This window comes from Dyadobacter sp. (assembly GCF_017744695.1).
GTDB lineage: Bacteria > Bacteroidota > Bacteroidia > Cytophagales > Spirosomataceae > Dyadobacter.
In genome coordinates, this window is sequence record NZ_JAGIAS010000001.1 from 1,158,390 (window position 1) to 1,177,651 (window position 19,262).

The 19,262-nt window shown below is 50.3% G+C and carries 16 protein-coding genes and 1 riboswitch; of the genes, 13 read left to right on the plus strand and 3 right to left on the minus strand.

All coding sequences use genetic code 11. The annotated features are described in order from the left end of the window. The first annotated feature begins 70 nt into the window (after window positions 1–70). On the plus strand, window positions 71–682 hold the full coding sequence (locus J7619_RS04440; RefSeq protein ID WP_291194626.1) for an RNA polymerase sigma factor: 612 nt from the start codon (window positions 71–73) through the stop codon (window positions 680–682). Between the two features lie 112 nt (window positions 683–794). Then, entirely contained in the window at window positions 795–1,973 is a 1,179-nt protein-coding gene (locus J7619_RS04445) for an acyltransferase (RefSeq protein ID WP_291194629.1), read from the plus strand. 18 nt (window positions 1,974–1,991) lie between these two features. On the opposite strand, the gene J7619_RS04450 is transcribed toward J7619_RS04445, so the two are convergent. Then, complete coding sequence (locus J7619_RS04450) at window positions 1,992–2,177, minus strand: type II toxin-antitoxin system HicA family toxin (RefSeq protein WP_291194632.1); 186 nt, start codon at window positions 2,175–2,177, stop codon at window positions 1,992–1,994. Continuing rightward, entirely contained in the window at window positions 2,177–2,401 is a 225-nt protein-coding gene (locus J7619_RS04455; protein ID WP_291194635.1) for a type II toxin-antitoxin system HicB family antitoxin, read from the minus strand. Before J7619_RS04455 ends, J7619_RS04450 begins: the two co-directional genes overlap by 1 nt. A 366-nt stretch (window positions 2,402–2,767) precedes the next feature. On the opposite strand from J7619_RS04455, the gene J7619_RS04460 reads away from it, so the two are divergent. The 6 genes from J7619_RS04460 (at window position 2,768) to J7619_RS04485 (ending at window position 12,763) form a co-directional block, all read left to right on the plus strand. Then, the gene (locus J7619_RS04460; protein ID WP_291194637.1) at window positions 2,768–3,868 is read left to right on the plus strand and encodes a FecR family protein; all 1,101 of its coding nucleotides are present in this window, start codon (window positions 2,768–2,770) and stop codon (window positions 3,866–3,868) included. Window positions 3,869–4,074: 206 nt separating this feature from the next. Next, window positions 4,075–7,503 (plus strand): SusC/RagA family TonB-linked outer membrane protein, encoded by a 3,429-nt coding sequence (locus tag J7619_RS04465; protein ID WP_291194639.1) that lies wholly within the window; start codon window positions 4,075–4,077, stop codon window positions 7,501–7,503. A 14-nt stretch (window positions 7,504–7,517) separates the two neighbouring features. Beyond that, window positions 7,518–9,080 carry a SusD/RagB family nutrient-binding outer membrane lipoprotein gene (locus tag J7619_RS04470; protein WP_291194642.1) on the plus strand — a complete coding sequence of 521 codons (1,563 nt, stop codon included), beginning with the start codon at window positions 7,518–7,520 and terminating at the stop codon, window positions 9,078–9,080. A 169-nt stretch (window positions 9,081–9,249) separates the two neighbouring features. After that, on the plus strand, window positions 9,250–10,524 hold the full coding sequence (locus J7619_RS04475) for an amidohydrolase/deacetylase family metallohydrolase (RefSeq protein ID WP_291194645.1): 1,275 nt from the start codon (window positions 9,250–9,252) through the stop codon (window positions 10,522–10,524). 103 nt (window positions 10,525–10,627) lie between these two features. After that, complete coding sequence (locus J7619_RS04480; RefSeq protein WP_291194648.1) at window positions 10,628–11,560, plus strand: RraA family protein; 933 nt, start codon at window positions 10,628–10,630, stop codon at window positions 11,558–11,560. A gap of 96 nt (window positions 11,561–11,656) precedes the next feature. Then, the gene (locus J7619_RS04485) at window positions 11,657–12,763 is read left to right on the plus strand and encodes a bile acid:sodium symporter family protein (protein ID WP_291194651.1); all 1,107 of its coding nucleotides are present in this window, start codon (window positions 11,657–11,659) and stop codon (window positions 12,761–12,763) included. 197 nt (window positions 12,764–12,960) lie between these two features. Here J7619_RS04485 and J7619_RS04490 read toward each other — a convergent pair whose 3' ends face one another. Further along, a complete protein-coding gene (locus tag J7619_RS04490; protein WP_223403222.1) occupies window positions 12,961–13,464 on the minus strand; it encodes a GNAT family N-acetyltransferase in 504 nt (167 codons plus the stop codon). 141 nt (window positions 13,465–13,605) lie between these two features. Beyond that, a riboswitch (TPP riboswitch) is annotated at window positions 13,606–13,701 on the plus strand. 72 nt (window positions 13,702–13,773) lie between these two features. On the opposite strand from J7619_RS04490, the gene thiS reads away from it, so the two are divergent. The 5 genes from thiS to thiH are packed head-to-tail and all read left to right on the plus strand — an operon-like array spanning window position 13,774 to window position 19,245. Further along, complete coding sequence (thiS, locus tag J7619_RS04495) at window positions 13,774–13,974, plus strand: sulfur carrier protein ThiS (protein WP_291194657.1); 201 nt, start codon at window positions 13,774–13,776, stop codon at window positions 13,972–13,974. A 46-nt stretch (window positions 13,975–14,020) separates the two neighbouring features. Beyond that, window positions 14,021–15,898: a phosphomethylpyrimidine synthase ThiC gene (thiC, locus tag J7619_RS04500; protein WP_291194661.1), complete on the plus strand. Its 1,878-nt coding sequence runs from the start codon at window positions 14,021–14,023 to the stop codon at window positions 15,896–15,898. Beyond that, complete coding sequence (locus tag J7619_RS04505) at window positions 15,898–17,376, plus strand: thiamine phosphate synthase (protein WP_291194664.1); 1,479 nt, start codon at window positions 15,898–15,900, stop codon at window positions 17,374–17,376. Before thiC ends, J7619_RS04505 begins: the two co-directional genes overlap by 1 nt. Then, window positions 17,370–18,137: a thiazole synthase gene (locus J7619_RS04510; protein WP_291194667.1), complete on the plus strand. Its 768-nt coding sequence runs from the start codon at window positions 17,370–17,372 to the stop codon at window positions 18,135–18,137. Before J7619_RS04505 ends, J7619_RS04510 begins: the two co-directional genes overlap by 7 nt. After that, window positions 18,127–19,245 carry a 2-iminoacetate synthase ThiH gene (gene thiH / locus J7619_RS04515; RefSeq protein WP_291194670.1) on the plus strand — a complete coding sequence of 373 codons (1,119 nt, stop codon included), beginning with the start codon at window positions 18,127–18,129 and terminating at the stop codon, window positions 19,243–19,245. The genes J7619_RS04510 and thiH overlap by 11 nt, the downstream gene beginning before the upstream one ends. The last annotated feature ends 17 nt before the right edge of the window (window positions 19,246–19,262 follow it).

Sequence of the window (19,262 nt, forward strand, 5' to 3'; positions counted from 1 at the left end):
AATAAAGTCGGACTTATATTTTAGATTATGGCGATTTAACAGTTAATTTGTTTAACTGACCCGATAAGATTTGAACAAGAAACAACGCATCGCTGAGGAGAATGAAGTTCTTTTAAATCTCTGGCACCAAAGCCAGGCAGGGGACAGTCTGGCATTTTGCCAGCTAGCCGACAAACAATACCGCACACTTTTCAACTACGCCTGCAATTTCACTACCGACAGAGAGTTCATCAAAGACGCAATCCAGGACCTGATGATCCATATCTGGGAAAGGCGACAAAACATTCAAATCCAGTTTGTAACCATCTACTTCCTGCGTGCTCTGCGTAACCAGCTCATGCAGGAGTTTCGCCGCAGCAACGGCTCACATCCGTTTCTCGACATCGACGAAGCCCACCAGGTTTCCGACTACCAAACTGTCGAAACCGAAATCGAACGAAATGAACTGCTGAGTGAAAATCAGGTCAAAGTGCGATGCGCCATCGAAGAGCTTCCCCGCCGTCAGAAGGAGGCCGTCTTCCTCAAATACTTCGAAGGAATGGACAATGAGCAGATCGCCGATCTCATGCAGGTGAACCGGCAATCGGTCGCCAACCTCCTTTTCAAAGCGATTTCCGCGCTCAAACAGCACATTCACCCCATCAGCAACTTGCTGCTACTCTGCTTCGCGCTGCTGGTTTAGTCCAAACTCCCTTGCTCATACCGGAGCTCCATGCTAAATCTTCCTATTTAGCTGCGATCACATGCAACCGGACGTTCATTTAATGCATCCTTTCGGTAACAATCCGTAGCCCATGCACCAAGTCCCAAGCCGAACTCTCTGGATCGATTATCTACGCTCTTTTCTGACCGTCCTGGTGGTTGCCCACCATTCGTCTCTCGCCTACACTACCTTCGCAAGTTTTGACAAGGTGGCCTATATCCGGTCTACACACCCGGTGGTCGACATGCAGCGTTGGATCGGGCTGGACATTTTCGAGAATTTCAACGACGTGTTCTTCATGTCGCTGATGTTTCTCATCGCGGGGCTATTTGTTGTCAGGAGCATTCAACGAAAAGGCCCCGGCGCATTTGCCCGCGACAGGTTCTACCGCCTTTTTATCCCCTTCATAATCGGCGGTACCATCCTGAATCTTGTCGCACATTACCCCGCGCACCTGCTCGCACACGGACGCGGTAGCTTGTACGCATACGTGGAAGACTTTTTTATCCTCGAACAATGGCCGGTAGGGCCGCCATGGTTTATCTGGGTACTGTTCACATTCAATATCCTATTTGCCCTCATTTATACAATCTTCCGGCCAAAACGCAATCTGAACGCCAGTACAACGCATACGCGCGTCCACAAACCAGTGATGGTCATCTGTTATTGGTTCCTGTTCACCTTCGCTCTGTATGTTCCATTCGCGTTTTGGCTCGGTCCTTACAAATGGATCGGCTTCGGGCCTTTCGACTTTCAAATCAGTCGTGCCGCATTGTATTTCGGCTACTTCCTACTGGGTGCATGGCTCGGCTACGCGAATTTTAATGAAACTATTTTCAGCACTTCGTCACCGCTCGTACGTCGTTGGCCCTTATGGCTGCTAGTGTGCGTATTGGCATATACGTCACTTACGCTGGCGTCACCTTACCTGACCAATCTTGTCAAAAGAGGCGCATTACCAGAACTCGATGGATACCTTATCTATTACACGATTTACGTCTTATCCTGCACATTCAGCTGCATTGCATTTATTACTACATTTCGGGCATTGGTTAAAAACCACCAAAAAGCCTGGGATTCCCTATCCGATCATGCCTATCTGATTTACTTACTGCATTATCCGTTTGTGCTTTGGATGCAATATTGGCTGCTCGACGCACCGCTTTCTGCTGTGGCCAAATTTACGGTGACAGTATTAATCTCGGTGACAGGCGCCTGGGCACTAGCCATTCTGCTTCGAAAGATCCCGATTATCAAAGAATACCTGTGAAGCCTTGCATCCAGCTATTTAAAGCTTTTCAATACCCAATTGTTTGCATATCGCGTCGCAAAGCGACTTTGCTAACCTTGGATGCCGTGGTACAGTCGAGCGCAAATTTTGATTCGCATAAACGTCATGCTTTGCCCCATGCCTCCTAAGAGAGCACCCGTGTTTTTCAAGATGCCTTAAAAACTCATTGCGTTTGATTGACATCAGGCAAATTCCAGTTCCTGCGTCGATACGATGTTTTTAAAGTCCAGTTTTGAATCGCTTTTTTCGGGAATAATATCGGAATCCAGAAAGTACAACTCAACCGCGTCCTGAATATTATCCATAACCTCCCCGATACTGGCTCCCTGGGTCAAAATACCAGGCAGTTCCTGCACTTGACCAACCAGCATTTCCTCATCCTGCGTAATTACAACTGTTAACTTCATTGCATTTTGCGTTAATAGTTTGGTGGTTCCTAAACAAATTTACAAAAACTCCGACACTAATATATTAGTTGTCGTCTGCTCCGTATTTACAATCGGTTTTCTGTCCTAGACTCTGTAATCAAAAGAAATCCGGTTTCAACGTCTTGGTTCGTTTCATAAAAATACAAATTGATATTCACGAAATCAATTATATGATATCATAAAAACCAGTAAATGAATTAACGGCAAGTCCCAGCATACGATCGGTCATTTACCTCATTTTCCTTCTCAATTTAAAATTTCTCGAAAATTAATTTCCAAAAAGAGAGTATCGGCATAATGTTCTCGCATCCTTATTAAAATTAGCCATATTATTATTTGCCCAATATGCTCCATTACCGCAATTTTCTTCCGGAGGAACTGGCCGCCGATCCATCTTTCAGACGCTGGGTGTTGTTCAACAACCCTGCCGATGAAGCCCTGTGGGCCGAGTGGCTGGAACAGAATCCGGACAAACTGGAACTCGTCGATCGCGCACGGAACTTCCTGGCGTCGACGGAAGCGGCATTCGATCGGATTTCGGATGAGGAAGTGGCTAATGAAATTTACCGGCTCTCGCATGCCATCGGTGAAAACCATGCGAAAAAGTCGTCAATATGGCTGCGTTTCAGGCCAAACTGGTACCATATGGCGGCTTCGGTGCTGATTTTGATGTTCGCAGGATGGTGGTATAACAAGCAAACCCTTTCGCAGAAGCAATCCGATCAGTATAAGGTGATCCTGAGCCAGATCAAAGAACCGTTGATCGAGGCGGTTAACTCGGGAAAAGAGGCCAAACTGGTGATCCTGGAAGACGGTAGCTCCGTGCTCCTGCAACCCGACAGCCGCATTACCTACCCAAGCCGGTTCGAAGGCCGCAAGCGGGAGGTGTTCCTGAGGGGAGAGGCATTCTTCGAAGTGGCCAAAAATCCGGACAAACCTTTTTACGTGTATGCACATACGCTCGCAACGAAAGTACTGGGAACCAGCTTCAAGGTGAGCGCATTCGACGACCAGGAGGTGAAAGTAGTGGTAAAGACAGGTAAGGTTTCGGTATTCCCGATGACGAAGGAGGCAATTGCGAGCCAGCATGCGGATGACAAGCTCGGCGGAATGGTATTGACCCCCAACCAGCAGATCACATTCGCTCCCAACGAGTTACGCCTCACAAGAAGCCTTATTCCAGATCCGAAAGTTCTGGAATTACCCATACAAAGACAGTCATTTGAATTCAAGGGAACGCCAATCACCGAAGTATTTGCGGCATTGGAAAAATCATACGGTGTGAAGATCGTATTTGATGCGGAGGTGATGCAGAACTGTTACCTGACCGCCTCGCTCTCCGACGAGCCGCTGTTCGAGAAGATCAGCCTGATTTGCAAGACGATCGGGGCACAGTACGAACAACTTGACGCCAGCATCATCATCAACAGTAAAGGATGTTATTGAAAATACCTTTCTCTCAATACTTTATGACAAATTCACCCGTGCCTATGACCCAAAACCACTACTAATTACTATTCCACAAAAAGGTCGATGATGCTGCAACACCACCGACCCGATCAATCCCCATGCTTGTGTACGCTTAACAGCATCTGAATGAGGCTGCTGTGGGAATCATTATGCCGAATTTTAACCCGACAAAAATCAAAATTATGTCAAAAAGAGTACAATTTCACCATGCTTTACAGAAAATCATGCGCATTACTCTGTATCAAGCCCTGCTCTCCATTGCGTTCAGCACTTTCGTTCACGCGAACGACGTGCGCGGACAACGTGTGCTGGAACAAAAAGTGACTTTGCGTTTAGCCAATTCCGAGATTGACAAGGCATTGGAAAAGATCGAGAATGTGACGAAAGTGAAGTTCATGTACAACCCTCAGATCTTCAATAATCAGAAAGCATCCTACAAATTTCAGGACGAATCCTTATCCGAAGTTCTCAGTAAAATTCTGACCCCGCATAAAGTAACTTACGAAGTGGTACAGGACCGCATTATCCTGCGCCGCGAACAGGCACCTATCGAAGAAAATGCATCCAAAATTTCCCCTAAACGCAATGTAACGGGAAACGTTAAAGACGAGACCGGCACCGGCCTGCCCGGCGTGAGCGTGCTCGTGAAAGGTACCCAGCGTGGTACTTCGTCGGATGGAGACGGAAACTTCTCGCTGGAAATCCCCGATGGTGAAGTGGAAACAGCAGTCCTGATTTTCAGCTTTGTAGGTTACACTTCCCAGGAAGTACCCGTCGGAAATCAGACTGCCGTGAACGTACAACTGGCTCCGGAAGCAAAGGCGCTGAATGAGGTCGTGGTAACGGCTTTGGGTATTGCCAAAGAGAAAAAGGCATTGGCCTACGCCGTAACGGAAGTAAAAGGGGCTGAATTTACACAAGCCCGCGAAAATAATATCGGTAATGCATTGACAGGTAAAATCGCGGGGGTGAACGCGACAGGTATGGCGACAGGCCCCGGCGGATCTAGCCGCATTGTCATTCGCGGTAACGGCTCGTTGAACGGCAACAACCAGCCTTTGTACGTGATCAATGGTATGCCTATGGATAACACCACGCCTGGTGGTACCGCTGCTGATGGTAACGGTATGAACGTTGACCGCGGTGACGGTATTGGTGGTATCAACCCTGACGATATCGAGTCGATCAGCGTTTTGAAAGGCGGCCCGGCGGCAGCTCTTTATGGCGCCCGCGCCTCAAACGGTGTGATTTTGATTACCACCAAAAAAGGACGTGCCCAAAAAGGCATCGGCGTGGAGATCAACAGCAACACCACCTTTGAAAGCCTTGCCGTGATCCCGAAATGGCAATATGAATACGGCCAGGGCGTGGATGGCGTAAAGCCTACATCACTGGATCAGGCCAAAAGCACAGGACGTCTCTCTTATGGAGCCAAAATGGATGGCCAGCCAACGATCCAGGTCGATGGACAAATGCACCCCTATTCGCCACAGAAAAACAACCTGAAAAACTTCTATAACACAGGTACCAACTACATTAACTCGATGGCATTGACCGGCGGCAGCCAGTCTATCAACTTCCGTCTGGGTTTGAACAACACCAAATCAAATAGTGTAGTACCCAACTCTTCATTCGTACGTCGCATCGCGAACTTGAACCTGAATGCATTTCTGGGCAAGAAACTGAGCCTTGAAACGGTTTTCCAATACAACCTCGAACAAGGCACCAACCGTCCGAAAGTAGGTTATGCAGACATGAACCCGCACTGGGCCACTTACCTGGTTGCCAACGTGGTTGATATCCGCAGCTTATCTCCCGGATATGACGCTGTAACCGGCAAAGAGATGGAATGGAACCCGGTACCTGCCGCACCAAATCCGTATTTTGTAGTAAACAAATTCAAAAACGACGATACCAAACACCGCTTTTTGAGCCAGGGAAGCCTTCGCTACGACATTCTGGAAAACCTGTACGTAAAAGGAAGCGTGAGCCAGGATTTTTACAGCTTCACTTCGGAATATGTGCAGCCGACCAACAATGCGTTCTTCCCGAAGGGTACTTATGAAGGAAGAAAAACCACGTCTTCCGAAACTAACGGAATGCTGACGGTGAACTATAATAAAGAGTTTGAAAATGTAAGCTTTTCGGCTATGGCCGGCGCCAACGCACAACGCAGCGTTTTCGACCAGACTGTAATAGCAGGTAGCGAATTTACGATCCCCTACTTTTACAGCTACACCAACCTGGCGGCTATGACCACCACACCAACTTACCTGAAAAGCGCGATCAACTCGCTCTTCGGTTCGGTTGACTTTGGTTATAAAGGCCTTGCTTATCTGACTGTTTCGGGACGTCAGGACTGGTTCTCGGTTTTGAATCCTAAGAGCAACCACATTTTCTACCCGTCGATCGGTGGGTCGGTGATCCTCTCGGAAGCGATTAACCTGCCTTCGGCGATCAGCTTTGCGAAGCTCCGCGGTTCGTGGGCACAAGTGGGTGGTGCTACTGTAAATGCATTCCAGATTTATCAATATTACAATATGCAGCAAGGTGGCCACAATGGTCAGCCGGTACAAGGCCTTGCTTCTTCGCAGGTACCTAACCCTGATCTGAAGCCTTTGACATCTACTACCTACGAAGGCGGTTTGGAAGCTAAATTCCTGCATAACCGCCTCGGATTGGATGTTACTTTGTACAACAGAAAAACTACTGATGACATCGTAACGACCAATATTGCATTGTCTTCGGGCTATACCTCTGCATTGTTGAATGTCGGTGAGCTGAGCAACAAAGGGATCGAACTTTTGATCACAGGTACTCCTGTTCAGAAAACGAATTTCAGCTGGGATGTGAGCTACAATATGGCTTACAACAAAAGCAAAATCGAGCGTCTGGCCGACGGGATCAACCAGGTAGACATCGGTACCGGTGTAGGTGGCGGTATTATCCGTAACGCGATCAACAGACCTTACGGCACGGTATGGGGTTACCGTAAAAAGACCGATGCAGCAGGCAATATCGTGTACAACCCGGCCAGCGGCTATGCAGTACGTGGTGATCTGCAAGAAATCGGACAAGGAACGCCTCCTTTGACAATGGGTATCACCAACAATTTCCGCTACAAAAACTTCTCGTTGAATGTGTTGGTGGATGGTAAATTCGGAAGCATCGTGTATTCAAACCTTTACCAGTACGCCTACCGCTTCGGTTTGCCGGTTGAAACGCTGCCAGGACGTGAAACGGGTGTAACCGTACAAGGTGTAACAGCGGAAGGTGCTCCATACACTAAAACCTGGGAGAAAAAGGATGTGGACACTTACTATGACAACGACAAGAACTACACAGCGATGTTTATGTTCAACAACGACTTCATCAAGCTTCGTCAGGTCGTGCTGAGCTACAACATCCCGGTCAACAAGCTGGCGTTCCTGAAACTGCAATCGGCTTCCGTGTCATTCGTAGCACGTAACCTGGCCATCCTTTTCAAAGACAAGAAACAACAGTACTTCGATCCGGAATCGAGCTACACCAGCACCAATGCACAGGGTCTGGAAGCATTTGGTGTACCAAGAACCCGTAGTATGGGCGTGAACCTGATGGTGAAATTCTAAACTTGAACTGTACGATGAAAAGCTTATTTCAAAAACTCATATATGTGGCCCCGTTGGCCATGATGATTACTTCCTGCGATAAAGGGTTCGAGGAAATGAACCTCGACCCCAATAAATACTCGAAGGTCGTTCCCGAATTTATGTTCACCCGGGCGCAGCTCGACGGCGTGTCCACGAACTTCACCGGCGCTGCTTACCTGACGATCGGCCAATCCATGCAGCATTTTGCCACCTACAAAGAGGTGCCTGCCGCGGGCGATAAGTACTTCAATTTCACCTATTCGCAAGGAAGCTGGAATGCCTATGCCGGCACCGCACAAGGCCAGGGCTCGGTCATTTCGATCAACCAGGTTATCGACGCGGTGAAAAATGATCCTTTGGCTGTGAACAAACTGTCGGCAGCCAGGATATGGAGAGCGTATATTTTCCATCGCCTCACTGATGTCTACGGTGACATCCCATATTTCGATGCAGGCAAGGCATTAAGCGATAAAAACTACGGCCCCAAATACGATACCCAGCAGGCGATTTACGCAGATATGCTGAAAGAGCTGGACGAGTCCATCGTGGCTTTCGACGCGAGCAAGGCCAACTTTGCCGGCGCCGACCTGATGTACGGAGGTAAAATCGACCAATGGAAAAAATTCGGGTACTCGCTCATGCTTCGCCTGGGCATGCGTTTGACGGAAGTCGACAATGCCATGGCTAAAACCTGGGTACAAAAAGCGATCGCAGGCGGTGTGATCCTGGAAGATGTGGATCGCGCGATTATCGGCTATGTGGACGGTTCACAAACTTTGAGTCGCAACTTCATCGCTAACGGATTGATGAACACCGATTACACCACTCCGGGCGGCGACAATGTAGAAGGCGGAAAATTTGCCAAAACATTTATCGACTATTTGAAAGCAACCAAAGATCCACGCCTGAACGTAGTCTCGATCGTGTGGCGGGAGGTAGGTAAGGACACTTATGTAGCCGATACTTCCACCGTTTTGCAACAAGGAATGCCTAATGCGGCCTTCAACAGCCGTCCTGCGGAATTCAACACATTCTCTGAACCAAACCCCGCTACCGTACTGCGTTACGCTTCACCGCTTATTGTGTTCGGAAATGCCGAAACCAATCTGTTACTGGCCGAAGCGGCAGTTCGCGGATGGTATACCGGCAGCACTGCGACGGCGGCTTACGAAACGGCGGTAAAAGCCGGACTCCGTCAATGGGCCCTTTTCGGACCCGCCGGCACAATTTCGGACGCTAAGATCAATGCCTATCTGACGGCGAACCCTTACAACGCGACCGGCACCGTAGCACAGCAAATCGAGCAGATCGCGACGCACAAATGGGTGGCACTGTTCCTCGAAGACGAATACGAAATCTTCTCGAACTGGCGCCGCACCGGCTATCCCAAGCTGACGCCGACCAATTATCCCGGTAACATTACAGGCGGCAAAATACCAACCCGTTTCGTGATTCCTGACTCCGAAGAGCAGTACAATAATGTGAATTTCCTCGAAGCACGTTCCCGCCAGGGCGGTACCAATACATTTTCGAGTGTAGTTTGGTGGGATAAATAAGCAGAGCCCATGCCCTGCCTGTTTATGAAGTAAATGACCGATACGGATTGCCGACCAAAATCGGCAGTCCGTATCGCTTTTTAAGCCTGAAAATTTTCGATCCGTGAATGAGGTATTTCAATGCGTTTTTTTGTCTTAACCATAATAGTTCTTTCCTAAACCAAAACCCATGATCAAAAAAGTATTCATTGCCGCCGCCCTCTTCTGTTCTGCCGGTTTTGCCGCCCAGGCTCAGAAGTATTCGATCGTCATCAAAGGCGGTCATGTGATTGACCCCAAAAACAATATCAACAGCGTCATGGACGTCGCGCTGAAAGGCGACACCGTCATGCTCGTTGCCAAAAACATCGACGCCAAGGAAGGTGTGCAAGTCGTGAACGCGAAAGGCCTATTCGTGACGCCGGGGCTGATCGACATGCACTCGCACAATTTCTTCGGGACCAAAATGGACCAGACTTACAGCAACGGTCCTAACGCGCTCCCACCCGACGGCTTCACCTTCCGCACGGGCGTTACTACCGTCGTGGATGCAGGCTGTGCAGGCTGGAAATCCTTCCCGGATTTCAAGAAACAAACCATCGACGTTTCCCGCACCCGCGTGCTCTCGTTCCTGAACATCGTGGGCGAAGGTATGCGCGGCGGCACTTACGAGCAGAATGTCGAAGACATGGACGCTGCCGCTACCGCCAAAGTCGCGAAAGAATATCCTGAATATATCGTGGGTATCAAGCTCGCCCACTTTAATGGCTACAACTGGACACCCACCGACCGCGCTGTGGAGGCGGGTAAACTGGCCAATATCCCCGTCATGATCGATTTCGGTGGTAGCCAGCCGATATTGCCCATCGAAGAGCTTTTCATGAAACACCTTCGCCCCGGCGACATTTTCACGCATTGCTTCGGCCAGCTAGCCAGCCGCGAACCGATCGTGGACGTGAAAGCGGGTAAAGTGAAGCCATTCGTGTACGAAGCACGCAAGAAAGGCATCATTTTTGACGTGGGTTACGGTGGTATCAGCTTCGCATTCTCGCAGGCGATCCCGGCTATCAAAACCGGTTTTTATCCCAACACCATCAGCACCGACATCCACACGGGCAGCATGAACAATGCCATGAAGGATATGCTGAATGTGATGTCCAAATTCCTCGCCATGGGCATGGACCTTCCTGCCGTGATCAAAGCCAGCACCTGGGCTCCCGCACAAGCCATTCACCGCGAAGAACTGGGTAACCTTTCCGTAGGCTCGCGCGCGGACGTGTCCGTACTGCGCGTGCTCGACGGCAAGTTCCAGATGAACGACACCGGCACATTCGGTTTCTTCGATTATACCGGCACGAAAGTGCAGGGCAAACAGAAACTCGAAGCGGAAGTAACCATCCGCGCAGGTAAAGTGGTTTACGACCTCAACGGCCTGACCAACCCGATTGTCGTATCAAGAAGATAACAGTCACATATGGAAGTCCATGCGGCCGCATCGCAAAGGGCTTCCATTTATATTTTACCTAATTTTACCTACTCAATATTCCTGCCGCACATTTTCTTGTCTTATGAAACTACCGATTCTCTCTTTAACGACCATCCTGACCCTGACCTTCGGGGGCCTGCAAACCGCAAAGGCGCAGACCATGCCGAAAGAAGAACTGATTTTCCTGACCTCCGAATGGAAAGGCGAACGCTTCCCCGACGGCCGCCCGAAAATCTCCGACGATCTCGTCCGCCGCGCCAAGGACATCAATATCGAGGAAGCATGGGTAGTGCTCAAAAATGAAGGCTACAACTGCCAGTTTGAAGGCAACTGGAAAATCGTACACGACGACGTGGTGATCGCCGGGCGCGCATTGACGGCGCAGTTCATGCCATCGCGACCGGATATCGAGAAGAATATCAAAGACCGCGGCGCCAAGCAGGGCCGCATCGGCAACACCAACTCCTGGCCGATCGATATGCTTTCCAAAGGCGACGTATATGTGGCCGACGGCATGGGCAAAATCGTGGAAGGGACGCTGATCGGCGATAACCTGGCCAATTCTATTTATGCCAAAACAGGCAATGGCGTGGTATTCGATGCCGGCGTTCGTGACCTCGACGGCCTCTCTAAAATCCCGGGCTTCAATGCATTCGTTCGCGATTTCGATCCTTCGTATCTGAAAGACGCGGTAGTAACGGGCATCAACACCCCGATCCGCATCGGCCGTGCGGTGGTACTTCCCGGTGATTTGGTTTTAGCCAAAAAAGAAGGGGTTATCTTCGTACCCGCACATATGGTCGAGAAAGTGGTGCAAACGGCCGAATTCATCGCATTGCGCGACAAATTCGGTATTCAAATGCTGAAGGCGGGCAAATACACCCCGGGCCAGATCGATAGCCAGTGGACCGACGCCCTGAAAACCGACTTCCTCAAATGGCTCGATAACAACCCGAACGAAATTCCGATGAAGCGTTCGGAGCTGGACGAGTACATGAAAAAAAGAACCTGGTAAGCGAGTAATCCGGCCTGGTTTTCAGCATTTCCTGTTTGGTGAAACAGACAGGAATTTTCTTTCGCATTTTCAAAATTGCATTTTAAATACATTTATATGAATATTTACAAGCTCATGTCCGGCGTCGCCACGGTTTGTCTGCTGATAGCGCTTTACCTCGCTTTCACCGGAAGCCTCCCCTCGGCCGGCCCCTTCTTTATTGCATTCTTCCTGTCATTGGCGATCAGTTTCCGCGGTTATGAGAAGCTGAAAGGTTTCACCTACACCACCGTCATTTTCTCGGCGGTTACCACGGCGCTGTATTACCCACAGCATTTTCTTACTGTCGGCGATTTCAAACTTTCAACACTCATTACACCCCTCATCCAGATCATCATGTTCGGGATGGGTACTTCCATGAGTTTCGGTGATTTTGTGGGTGTCGTTAAAATGCCCAAAGGTGTATTAATCGGCGTGGTAAGCCACTTTATCATCATGCCAACGATCGGTTATACGCTGGCGAACATCAGCGGCTTCCCGCCTGAAATCGCAGCGGGGATCATTCTAATTGGTTGCTCTCCGAACGGTATGGCCTCCAATGTAATTTCGTATCTCGCGAAAGCAAATCTTGCATTGTCTATTACCATTACCGCCATTTCCACCATGCTCGCGCCATTGGTAACGCCTATTCTCATGAGCAAGCTCGCGGGTGCATTTGTGCAGGTGGATACGCTGCATATGATGTGGGATATTATCAAAATGGTAATCATTCCGATCGGCGCCGGATTAGCGTTCAACAAGTTGTTCAGCGGAAAAGTAAAATGGCTCGACGCCGCGATGCCGCTGGTATCGATGGGCGGGATCGCATTCATCATCGTGATCATCACTGCGGCCGGTCGCGACAGCCTCTTGTCGATCGGGCCTGCATTGCTCCTCCTCGTACTGATCCACAACCTATCCGGCTATACACTCGGTTACTGGTCGGGGCGCCTGTTCCGCATGAGCGAGCGCGACTGTCGCACGATAGCCATTGAAGTAGGCATGCAAAATGGCGGTCTGGCCTCCGGTATCGCCAAGGAAATGGGTAAAATGGCCACCGTCGGCCTCGCACCGGCGATTTTCGGGCCATTGATGAACATTACCGGCTCGATACTTGCTTCCTGGTGGCAAGGCAAGCCCACCGGCGATGAAGATACTTATGTAGAAACGGGCAGAGCCCATTAAAAAATGGCGCGAAGGTTTTCCTTCGTGCCTGATATTTGCAGGCCTCCGGCCGGTCAAATACGCCTGCAACGATTTGCGGTAATGACCGGCCGGAGGCCTTCGAATAATATGTACAAATCAAGAGATTTGCACCAGCCTTAACAGCATTATATTTTTACCTTCTCCCCTTCCTCCATCCTCCCTTTCCTCCTAATTAATCAATCCTCTTCCAACAACAATTGCATATAAACCAGATCCAGCCACTGGTCAAATTTATAAGCCACCTCTTTGAGATAACCTTTTTCTACAAACCCATACTTCTTGTGAAATTCAATACTCGCACGGTTGGACGCGTCGATGCAGCCGATCATCGTATGCAGGCCCGACTCTTTCGCACGCTGAATAAGGCTACCGAGCAATTTGCCACCTACACCCATCCCACGCGACTTTTCGTCGAGGTAAATGGAATGCTCCACACTGAATTTATATCCGATTTTCGGACGGAAAATATTGTAGGACCCATAACCGATCACTTCGCCTTCCAACTCTGCCACAATCACCGGCATACCATCATAGAACATCTGTTCAAACCAGGCCTTTTGTTGCTCTAAGGTCCGGGCTTCGTAGTCATAAATAGCCGTGGTGTTCAGAATAGCGTGGTTGATAATTTCCAACAGCGAAGGCAGATCCTTAGGAGCCGCACTTCTGATGATCAAATCCATCAAAATAAAGCAGGTCGTTATACAGGTTTAATATTGAAGCCAAAAATACCTTATTATTTTAAAAAATTTCACGCCTAATCCCTGATCCGACTTACGTTTTTTTCTAATTCTTTTGAAAATCCTGAATTTCGAATAGCTTTGCCTCAACTTTAGGGGTGTCCCGACATGCGGACTGAGATCATACCCTTTGAACCTGATGCAGCTAGTACTGCCGAAGGGAAAAGCAGGAGTTACTGTGCACGTAGCTCCGTCTATTCTTTCTTCATGGGTCCATTCCTAAGGTTTTTTGTATTTAAAACTGAATCAGGAATGGAAATCATCCTAAACGGTCAGGCAAAGCAAATAGCCGCCACTCACACGGTAGGGCAACTCGTATCCGAATTGTTTCCGTCCGGCAAGGGCATCGCCATTGCCATCAACCAATCGGTAGTCCCGAAATCCGACTGGCCCACACGCCAGCTTTCCCCCAACGATCAGATCACGCTCATTACCGCCACACAAGGCGGCTAGGCATTGCATTGTCCTGTATCCCACCATTTAACCCAAAAACAGCATTATGAAAACAGAAAAAACGCCGGAAACCATCACCCGCGACCCGTTCCCGAATTCGAAGAAAATATATGTAAAAGGGCAAATCCACGACATTTCCGTAGCCATGCGCGAGATTTCGCTCAACGATACCAGAATACACGGAAGGTTGGGCGCAAGCGAGCCGAACGAGCCGGTAACCGTGTACGACACCAGCGGGCCCTATACCGATCCCAATATGGATATCGACGTCAAAAAAGGCCTTCCCGCGCTGCGTGCGGCGTGGGTACGCGAGCGTGGGGACGTGGAAGAACTGGAAACCATAACTTCTGAATATGGCCGGATGCGGCTTGCCGATACCAAACTCGACCATTTGCGTTTTGCTCACAACGCGAAACCACTCCGCGCCAAGGCCGGACAGAATGTATCCCAGCTGCATTATGCCAAAAAGGGCATTATCACGCCGGAAATGGAGTACATCGCCATCCGTGAAAATCAGCGCATCGACGCGCATTTGCAATCGCTGAATGGCAAAGCAGGCGCATTGGCACACCAGCACGGCGGACATAGCTTTGGCGCAAATACGCCGAAAGGCCACATTACCGCAGAATTTGTGAGATCGGAAGTAGCGGCAGGAAGGGCTGTTATTCCTTCGAATATCAACCACCCGGAAAGTGAGCCGATGATCATCGGACGGAATTTCCTGGTAAAAATCAATGCCAATATCGGTAACTCCGCGGTGTCGTCGAGCATTGAAGAGGAGGTAGAAAAGGCCGTGTGGGCATGCCGCTGGGGCGCCGATACCATTATGGACCTTTCTACCGGCAAGAACATCCACGAAACCCGCGAATGGATCATCCGCAACACACCCGTGCCGATCGGTACCGTGCCTATTTACCAGGCATTGGAAAAAGTGAATGGCAAAGCCGAAGACCTTACCTGGGAGCTTTTCCGCGATACACTCATCGAACAGGCCGAGCAGGGCGTGGATTACTTCACGATCCATGCGGGCGTACTGCTGCGCTACATTCCGCTGACGGCCAAGCGCATTACCGGCATTGTGTCGCGCGGCGGATCGATCATGGCGAAATGGTGCCTCGCACACCATAAAGAGAATTTCCTTTATACGCATTTCGAGGAAATCTGCGAAATCATGAAGGCTTACGACGTGGCATTCTCACTCGGCGACGGCCTGCGCCCGGGAAGCATTGCCGATGCCAATGACGCCGCACAATTCGCGGAGCTCGAAACGCTGGGTGAACTGACTAAAATCGCCTGGAAACACGATGTACAGACCATCATCGAAGGCCCCGGACACGTGCCGATGCATTTGATCAAGGAGAATATGGAGAAGCAGTTGCAACACTGCCACGAAGCACCATTCTATACGCTGGGGCCACTGACAACCGACATTGCGCCGGGTTACGACCACATTACCTCGGCCATTGGCGCAGCGATGATCGGCTGGTTCGGTACGGCCATGCTTTGCTATGTGACGCCGAAAGAGCATTTGGGATTGCCCAATAAAAAAGATGTGAAGGACGGCGTGATCACCTACAAAATAGCCGCCCACGCCGCCGACCTCGCCAAAGGACATCCCGGCGCACAATACCGCGACAATGCATTGAGCAAAGCCCGCTTCGAATTCCGCTGGGAAGATCAGTTCAACCTCTCCCTCGACCCGGATACCGCGCGTGAATTCCACGATGAAACACTCCCGGCCGAAGGCGCCAAAGTAGCGCACTTCTGCTCGATGTGCGGCCCGAATTTCTGTTCGATGAAAATCACACAGGATGTACGCGACTATGCAGAAAAGAATGGATTGGCTACCGAAGAAGCCGTAGCGGAAGGCATGCAGCAGAAGGCGCGGGAGTTTGCGGAGAAGGGCAGTGAAATTTATCTGTAATGAAGGAATTGATCGTCATAACCCACCCCAAAATGTTGCCCGGAGAAGCTGGTATGATCAACCAGCTTTTCACACACGGGCTCATGCGCCTGCACGTGCGCAAACCTGAGGCGAGCGAGGCTCAGTTCCGCGCATTACTCGAAGGCATCCATCCGCAGTTCCGCGGGCGCATTGCTTTGCATCAGTATCATGCACTAGCGAAGGATTTCGGCATTACCGGGCTGCATTTTACGGAAAGTAACAGGTTGGCACAGTCGGAGGAGACATTCGAAGAATTGAAAAACAATGGCTTCATAATCAGCACTTCCCTGCATGATCCGGCTGATCTTGAAACGCTTTCGCATGGCGTTGCTTATGCTTTTCTCGGGCCGGTGTTTGATAGTATTTCAAAGGAAGGATACCGGTCAAAGCTGCCTGATAATTTCAGATTAGAGAAATATGGCTTTCCAAACAGCGTAATTGCATTAGGCGGCATTCATGCAGAAAACTTGAAATCTGCATTAGAAATGGGCTTCGATGGTGCAGCAGTACTGGGCAGCATCTGGCAGAATCCAGACAATGCAATTGCCCAATTTGAGCTCCTCAAATCATTGCAAACATCTCCTTCTCATCCTGCATTCCAGCAAACATCCAGCATCCCCGGGTTAAAACCCGGGGCAAGGGATTTGGCATCAGATGATGAATTTTTATCATTGCAATCATTTCCTTCTCATCCTGCATTCCAGCAGACATCCAGCATCCCCGGGTTAAAACCCGGGGCAAGGGATTCTAAAATTGATCTCAATGAAAAAGCAATCCATTGCCCGCGGTTTCAACCGCGGGATCCAGAGCTAGGGATTGATGAAATAGCCGCTGTTGTAGACAAATTGCATTTCATCTCCAATGAAACAAGCAACATGTCCCATATCGACAGCATTCGCCTTGCCCTGGAAGCTGGGTGCCGATGGATTCAGTTGCGGGTTAAGAATCGGCCGGAGCAAGAGTTGCTGCCCATTGCCCGGGAGGCAACCCGGCTGTGCGATAGTTATGGAGCCAAACTGATTATCAATGATTTCCCGCGCATTGCCCTGGCCGTTGAGGCCTACGGGGTGCACCTCGGCCTCGCGGATATGCCTGTACCCGATGCACGTGCGCTCGTGGGTAAAAAAATGATCATCGGCGGCACGGCTAATACCTGGGAGGATATTGTGCGGCGGATTGATGAAGGGGCAGATTACATTGGCCTCGGGCCGTTCCGGTTTACCGCTACCAAGCAGAACCTCAGCCCAATTCTCGGCATCGAAGGCTACCGGCAGCTGATGAGACGAATGAAGGCAGCCGGCCATTCGACCCCCATTATCGCGATCGGCGGCATTACAGCTGACGACATTGCGGCAATTCGCGCTACCGGCATTCACGGCGTGGCAATGTCAGGTGCACTGATCACCGCCGCTGATCCGCAAAAAACATTTTACCAAATCCAACAAGCATTATGCTGACTATCGCAGATAAAACATTTCAATCCCGACTCTTCACCGGCACCGGCAAGTTCAGTTCGGCAGCAGTGATGGAGCAGGCATTGCTCGCTTCCGGCTCCGAACTGGTGACGGTGGCCCTCCGCCGCGTGGATGTACACGACGCGGGCGACAACATTCTGAGCCATCTGACGCACAACCACATTCATTTGCTGCCCAATACTTCGGGGGTACGCAACGCCAAAGAAGCGGTTTTCGCTGCCCAGCTTGCGCGCGAGGCATTGGAAACCAACTGGCTGAAACTGGAAATCCATCCCGACCCGAAGTACCTCATGCCCGACCCTATCGAGACATTGAAGGCGACCGAGGAACTTGCCAAGCTGGGTTTCGTGATCCTGCCCTACATACATGCCGACCCTGTTCTTTCCAAACGATTGGAAGCGGCAGGCGCATCGGCGGTAATGCCACTGGGCTCCCCGATCGGCAGCAACAAGGGATTAAAAACCATCGATTTCCTGGAAATTATCATCGAGCAAAGCAAAGTACCGGTGGTCGTGGACGCAGGTATCGGGGCGCCATCGGATGCGGCGAAAGCAATGGAAATCGGGGCCGATGCGGTGCTGGTCAATACGGCAATTGCAGTCGCGGGCGATCCGATAGCTATGGCAGAAGCTTTCAAATTGGCCGTACTGTCGGGCAGAATGGCCTTTGAGGCAAAATTAGGACTGAAAAGCAGCCTGGCAGAAGCCAGCAGCCCATTAACCGCATTTCTGGATGAGCTTTAAAGAAGAATTTGCGCGCTACTCCTGGGATGCGGTGAAGGAAGCCATTTATGCCAAAACCTCCGCCGATGTGGAACGGGCATTGACCGCTCCGAAAAGGACGTTGGACGATTTCATGGCGCTAGTCTCGCCCGCCGCTGCCGCCTACCTGGAACCGATGGCTAGGCTTAGCCGGCAATTGACGCGGAAGCGCTTTGGTAATACCATTCAAATGTACGTGCCGCTGTATTTGTCCAATGAGTGTACCAATATATGCACCTACTGCGGGTTCAGTTTGGATAATAAGGTGCGCCGACGCACCCTCACCGACAGCGAGATCCTGCAAGAGGTGAAAGTGATCAAAGGCATGGGTTATGAACATGTGCTGCTGGTGACGGGCGAAGCAAATCAGACTGTGCATGTGGCGTATTTCAAAAAAGTACTGGAACTGATCCGTCCGCATTTTGCGCAGGTCTCGATGGAAGTGCAACCGCTCGACCGCGACGAATACGAAGAACTGATCCCCCTTGGCTTGCATTCGGTGCTGGTGTATCAGGAAACCTACCACCAGGACGATTACCGGAAACATCATCCGAAAGGCAAAAAAGCGAATTTCAACTACCGGCTCGAAACGCCTGACCGGCTCGGCCAGGCCGGTATTCACAAGATGGGTTTGGGGGTGTTGATCGGGTTGGAAGATTGGCGCACCGACAGTTTTTTCACTGCCCTGCATTTGAACTACCTTGAAAAAACCTACTGGCAAACGCGGTACAGCCTTTCCTTCCCACGCCTGCGGCCATTCTCAGGCGGCCTGGAACCCAAAGTGGAAATGAATGACAGAGAGTTGGTCCAACTCATTTGCGCCTACCGGATTTTCAACGAAGAAGTCGAACTGTCGCTCTCCACACGCGAATCCGGGAAATTCAGGAACCATTGCATTCAATTGGGTGTAACATCCATCAGCGCTGGCTCCAAAACCAACCCGGGTGGCTACGCCGTCGAACCGGAATCGCTCGAACAATTTGAGATTTCGGACGAGCGAAGTCCCGCCGAAATCGCCCGGATGATCCGCAACGCGGGTTACGAGCCGGTTTGGAAGGATTGGGACACGGCGTTAATTTTGAATGAGTGAATGAGTGAATATATTCT

Coding starts and splice junctions, on each gene's coding strand:
- J7619_RS04445 (WP_291194629.1), top strand. CDS start 795: ATGCACCAAGTCCCAAGCCGAACTCTCTGGATCGATTATCTACGCTCT.
- J7619_RS04450 (WP_291194632.1), bottom strand. CDS start 2,177: ATGTCAATCAAACGCAATGAGTTTTTAAGGCATCTTGAAAAACACGGG.
- J7619_RS04455 (WP_291194635.1), bottom strand. CDS start 2,401: ATGAAGTTAACAGTTGTAATTACGCAGGATGAGGAAATGCTGGTTGGT.
- J7619_RS04460 (WP_291194637.1), top strand. CDS start 2,768: ATGCTCCATTACCGCAATTTTCTTCCGGAGGAACTGGCCGCCGATCCA.
- J7619_RS04465 (WP_291194639.1), top strand. CDS start 4,075: ATGTCAAAAAGAGTACAATTTCACCATGCTTTACAGAAAATCATGCGC.
- J7619_RS04470 (WP_291194642.1), top strand. CDS start 7,518: ATGAAAAGCTTATTTCAAAAACTCATATATGTGGCCCCGTTGGCCATG.
- J7619_RS04475 (WP_291194645.1), top strand. CDS start 9,250: ATGATCAAAAAAGTATTCATTGCCGCCGCCCTCTTCTGTTCTGCCGGT.
- J7619_RS04480 (WP_291194648.1), top strand. CDS start 10,628: ATGAAACTACCGATTCTCTCTTTAACGACCATCCTGACCCTGACCTTC.
- J7619_RS04485 (WP_291194651.1), top strand. CDS start 11,657: ATGAATATTTACAAGCTCATGTCCGGCGTCGCCACGGTTTGTCTGCTG.
- J7619_RS04490 (WP_223403222.1), bottom strand. CDS start 13,464: ATGGATTTGATCATCAGAAGTGCGGCTCCTAAGGATCTGCCTTCGCTG.
- thiS (WP_291194657.1), top strand. CDS start 13,774: ATGGAAATCATCCTAAACGGTCAGGCAAAGCAAATAGCCGCCACTCAC.
- thiC (WP_291194661.1), top strand. CDS start 14,021: ATGAAAACAGAAAAAACGCCGGAAACCATCACCCGCGACCCGTTCCCG.
- J7619_RS04505 (WP_291194664.1), top strand. CDS start 15,898: ATGAAGGAATTGATCGTCATAACCCACCCCAAAATGTTGCCCGGAGAA.
- J7619_RS04510 (WP_291194667.1), top strand. CDS start 17,370: ATGCTGACTATCGCAGATAAAACATTTCAATCCCGACTCTTCACCGGC.
- thiH (WP_291194670.1), top strand. CDS start 18,127: ATGAGCTTTAAAGAAGAATTTGCGCGCTACTCCTGGGATGCGGTGAAG.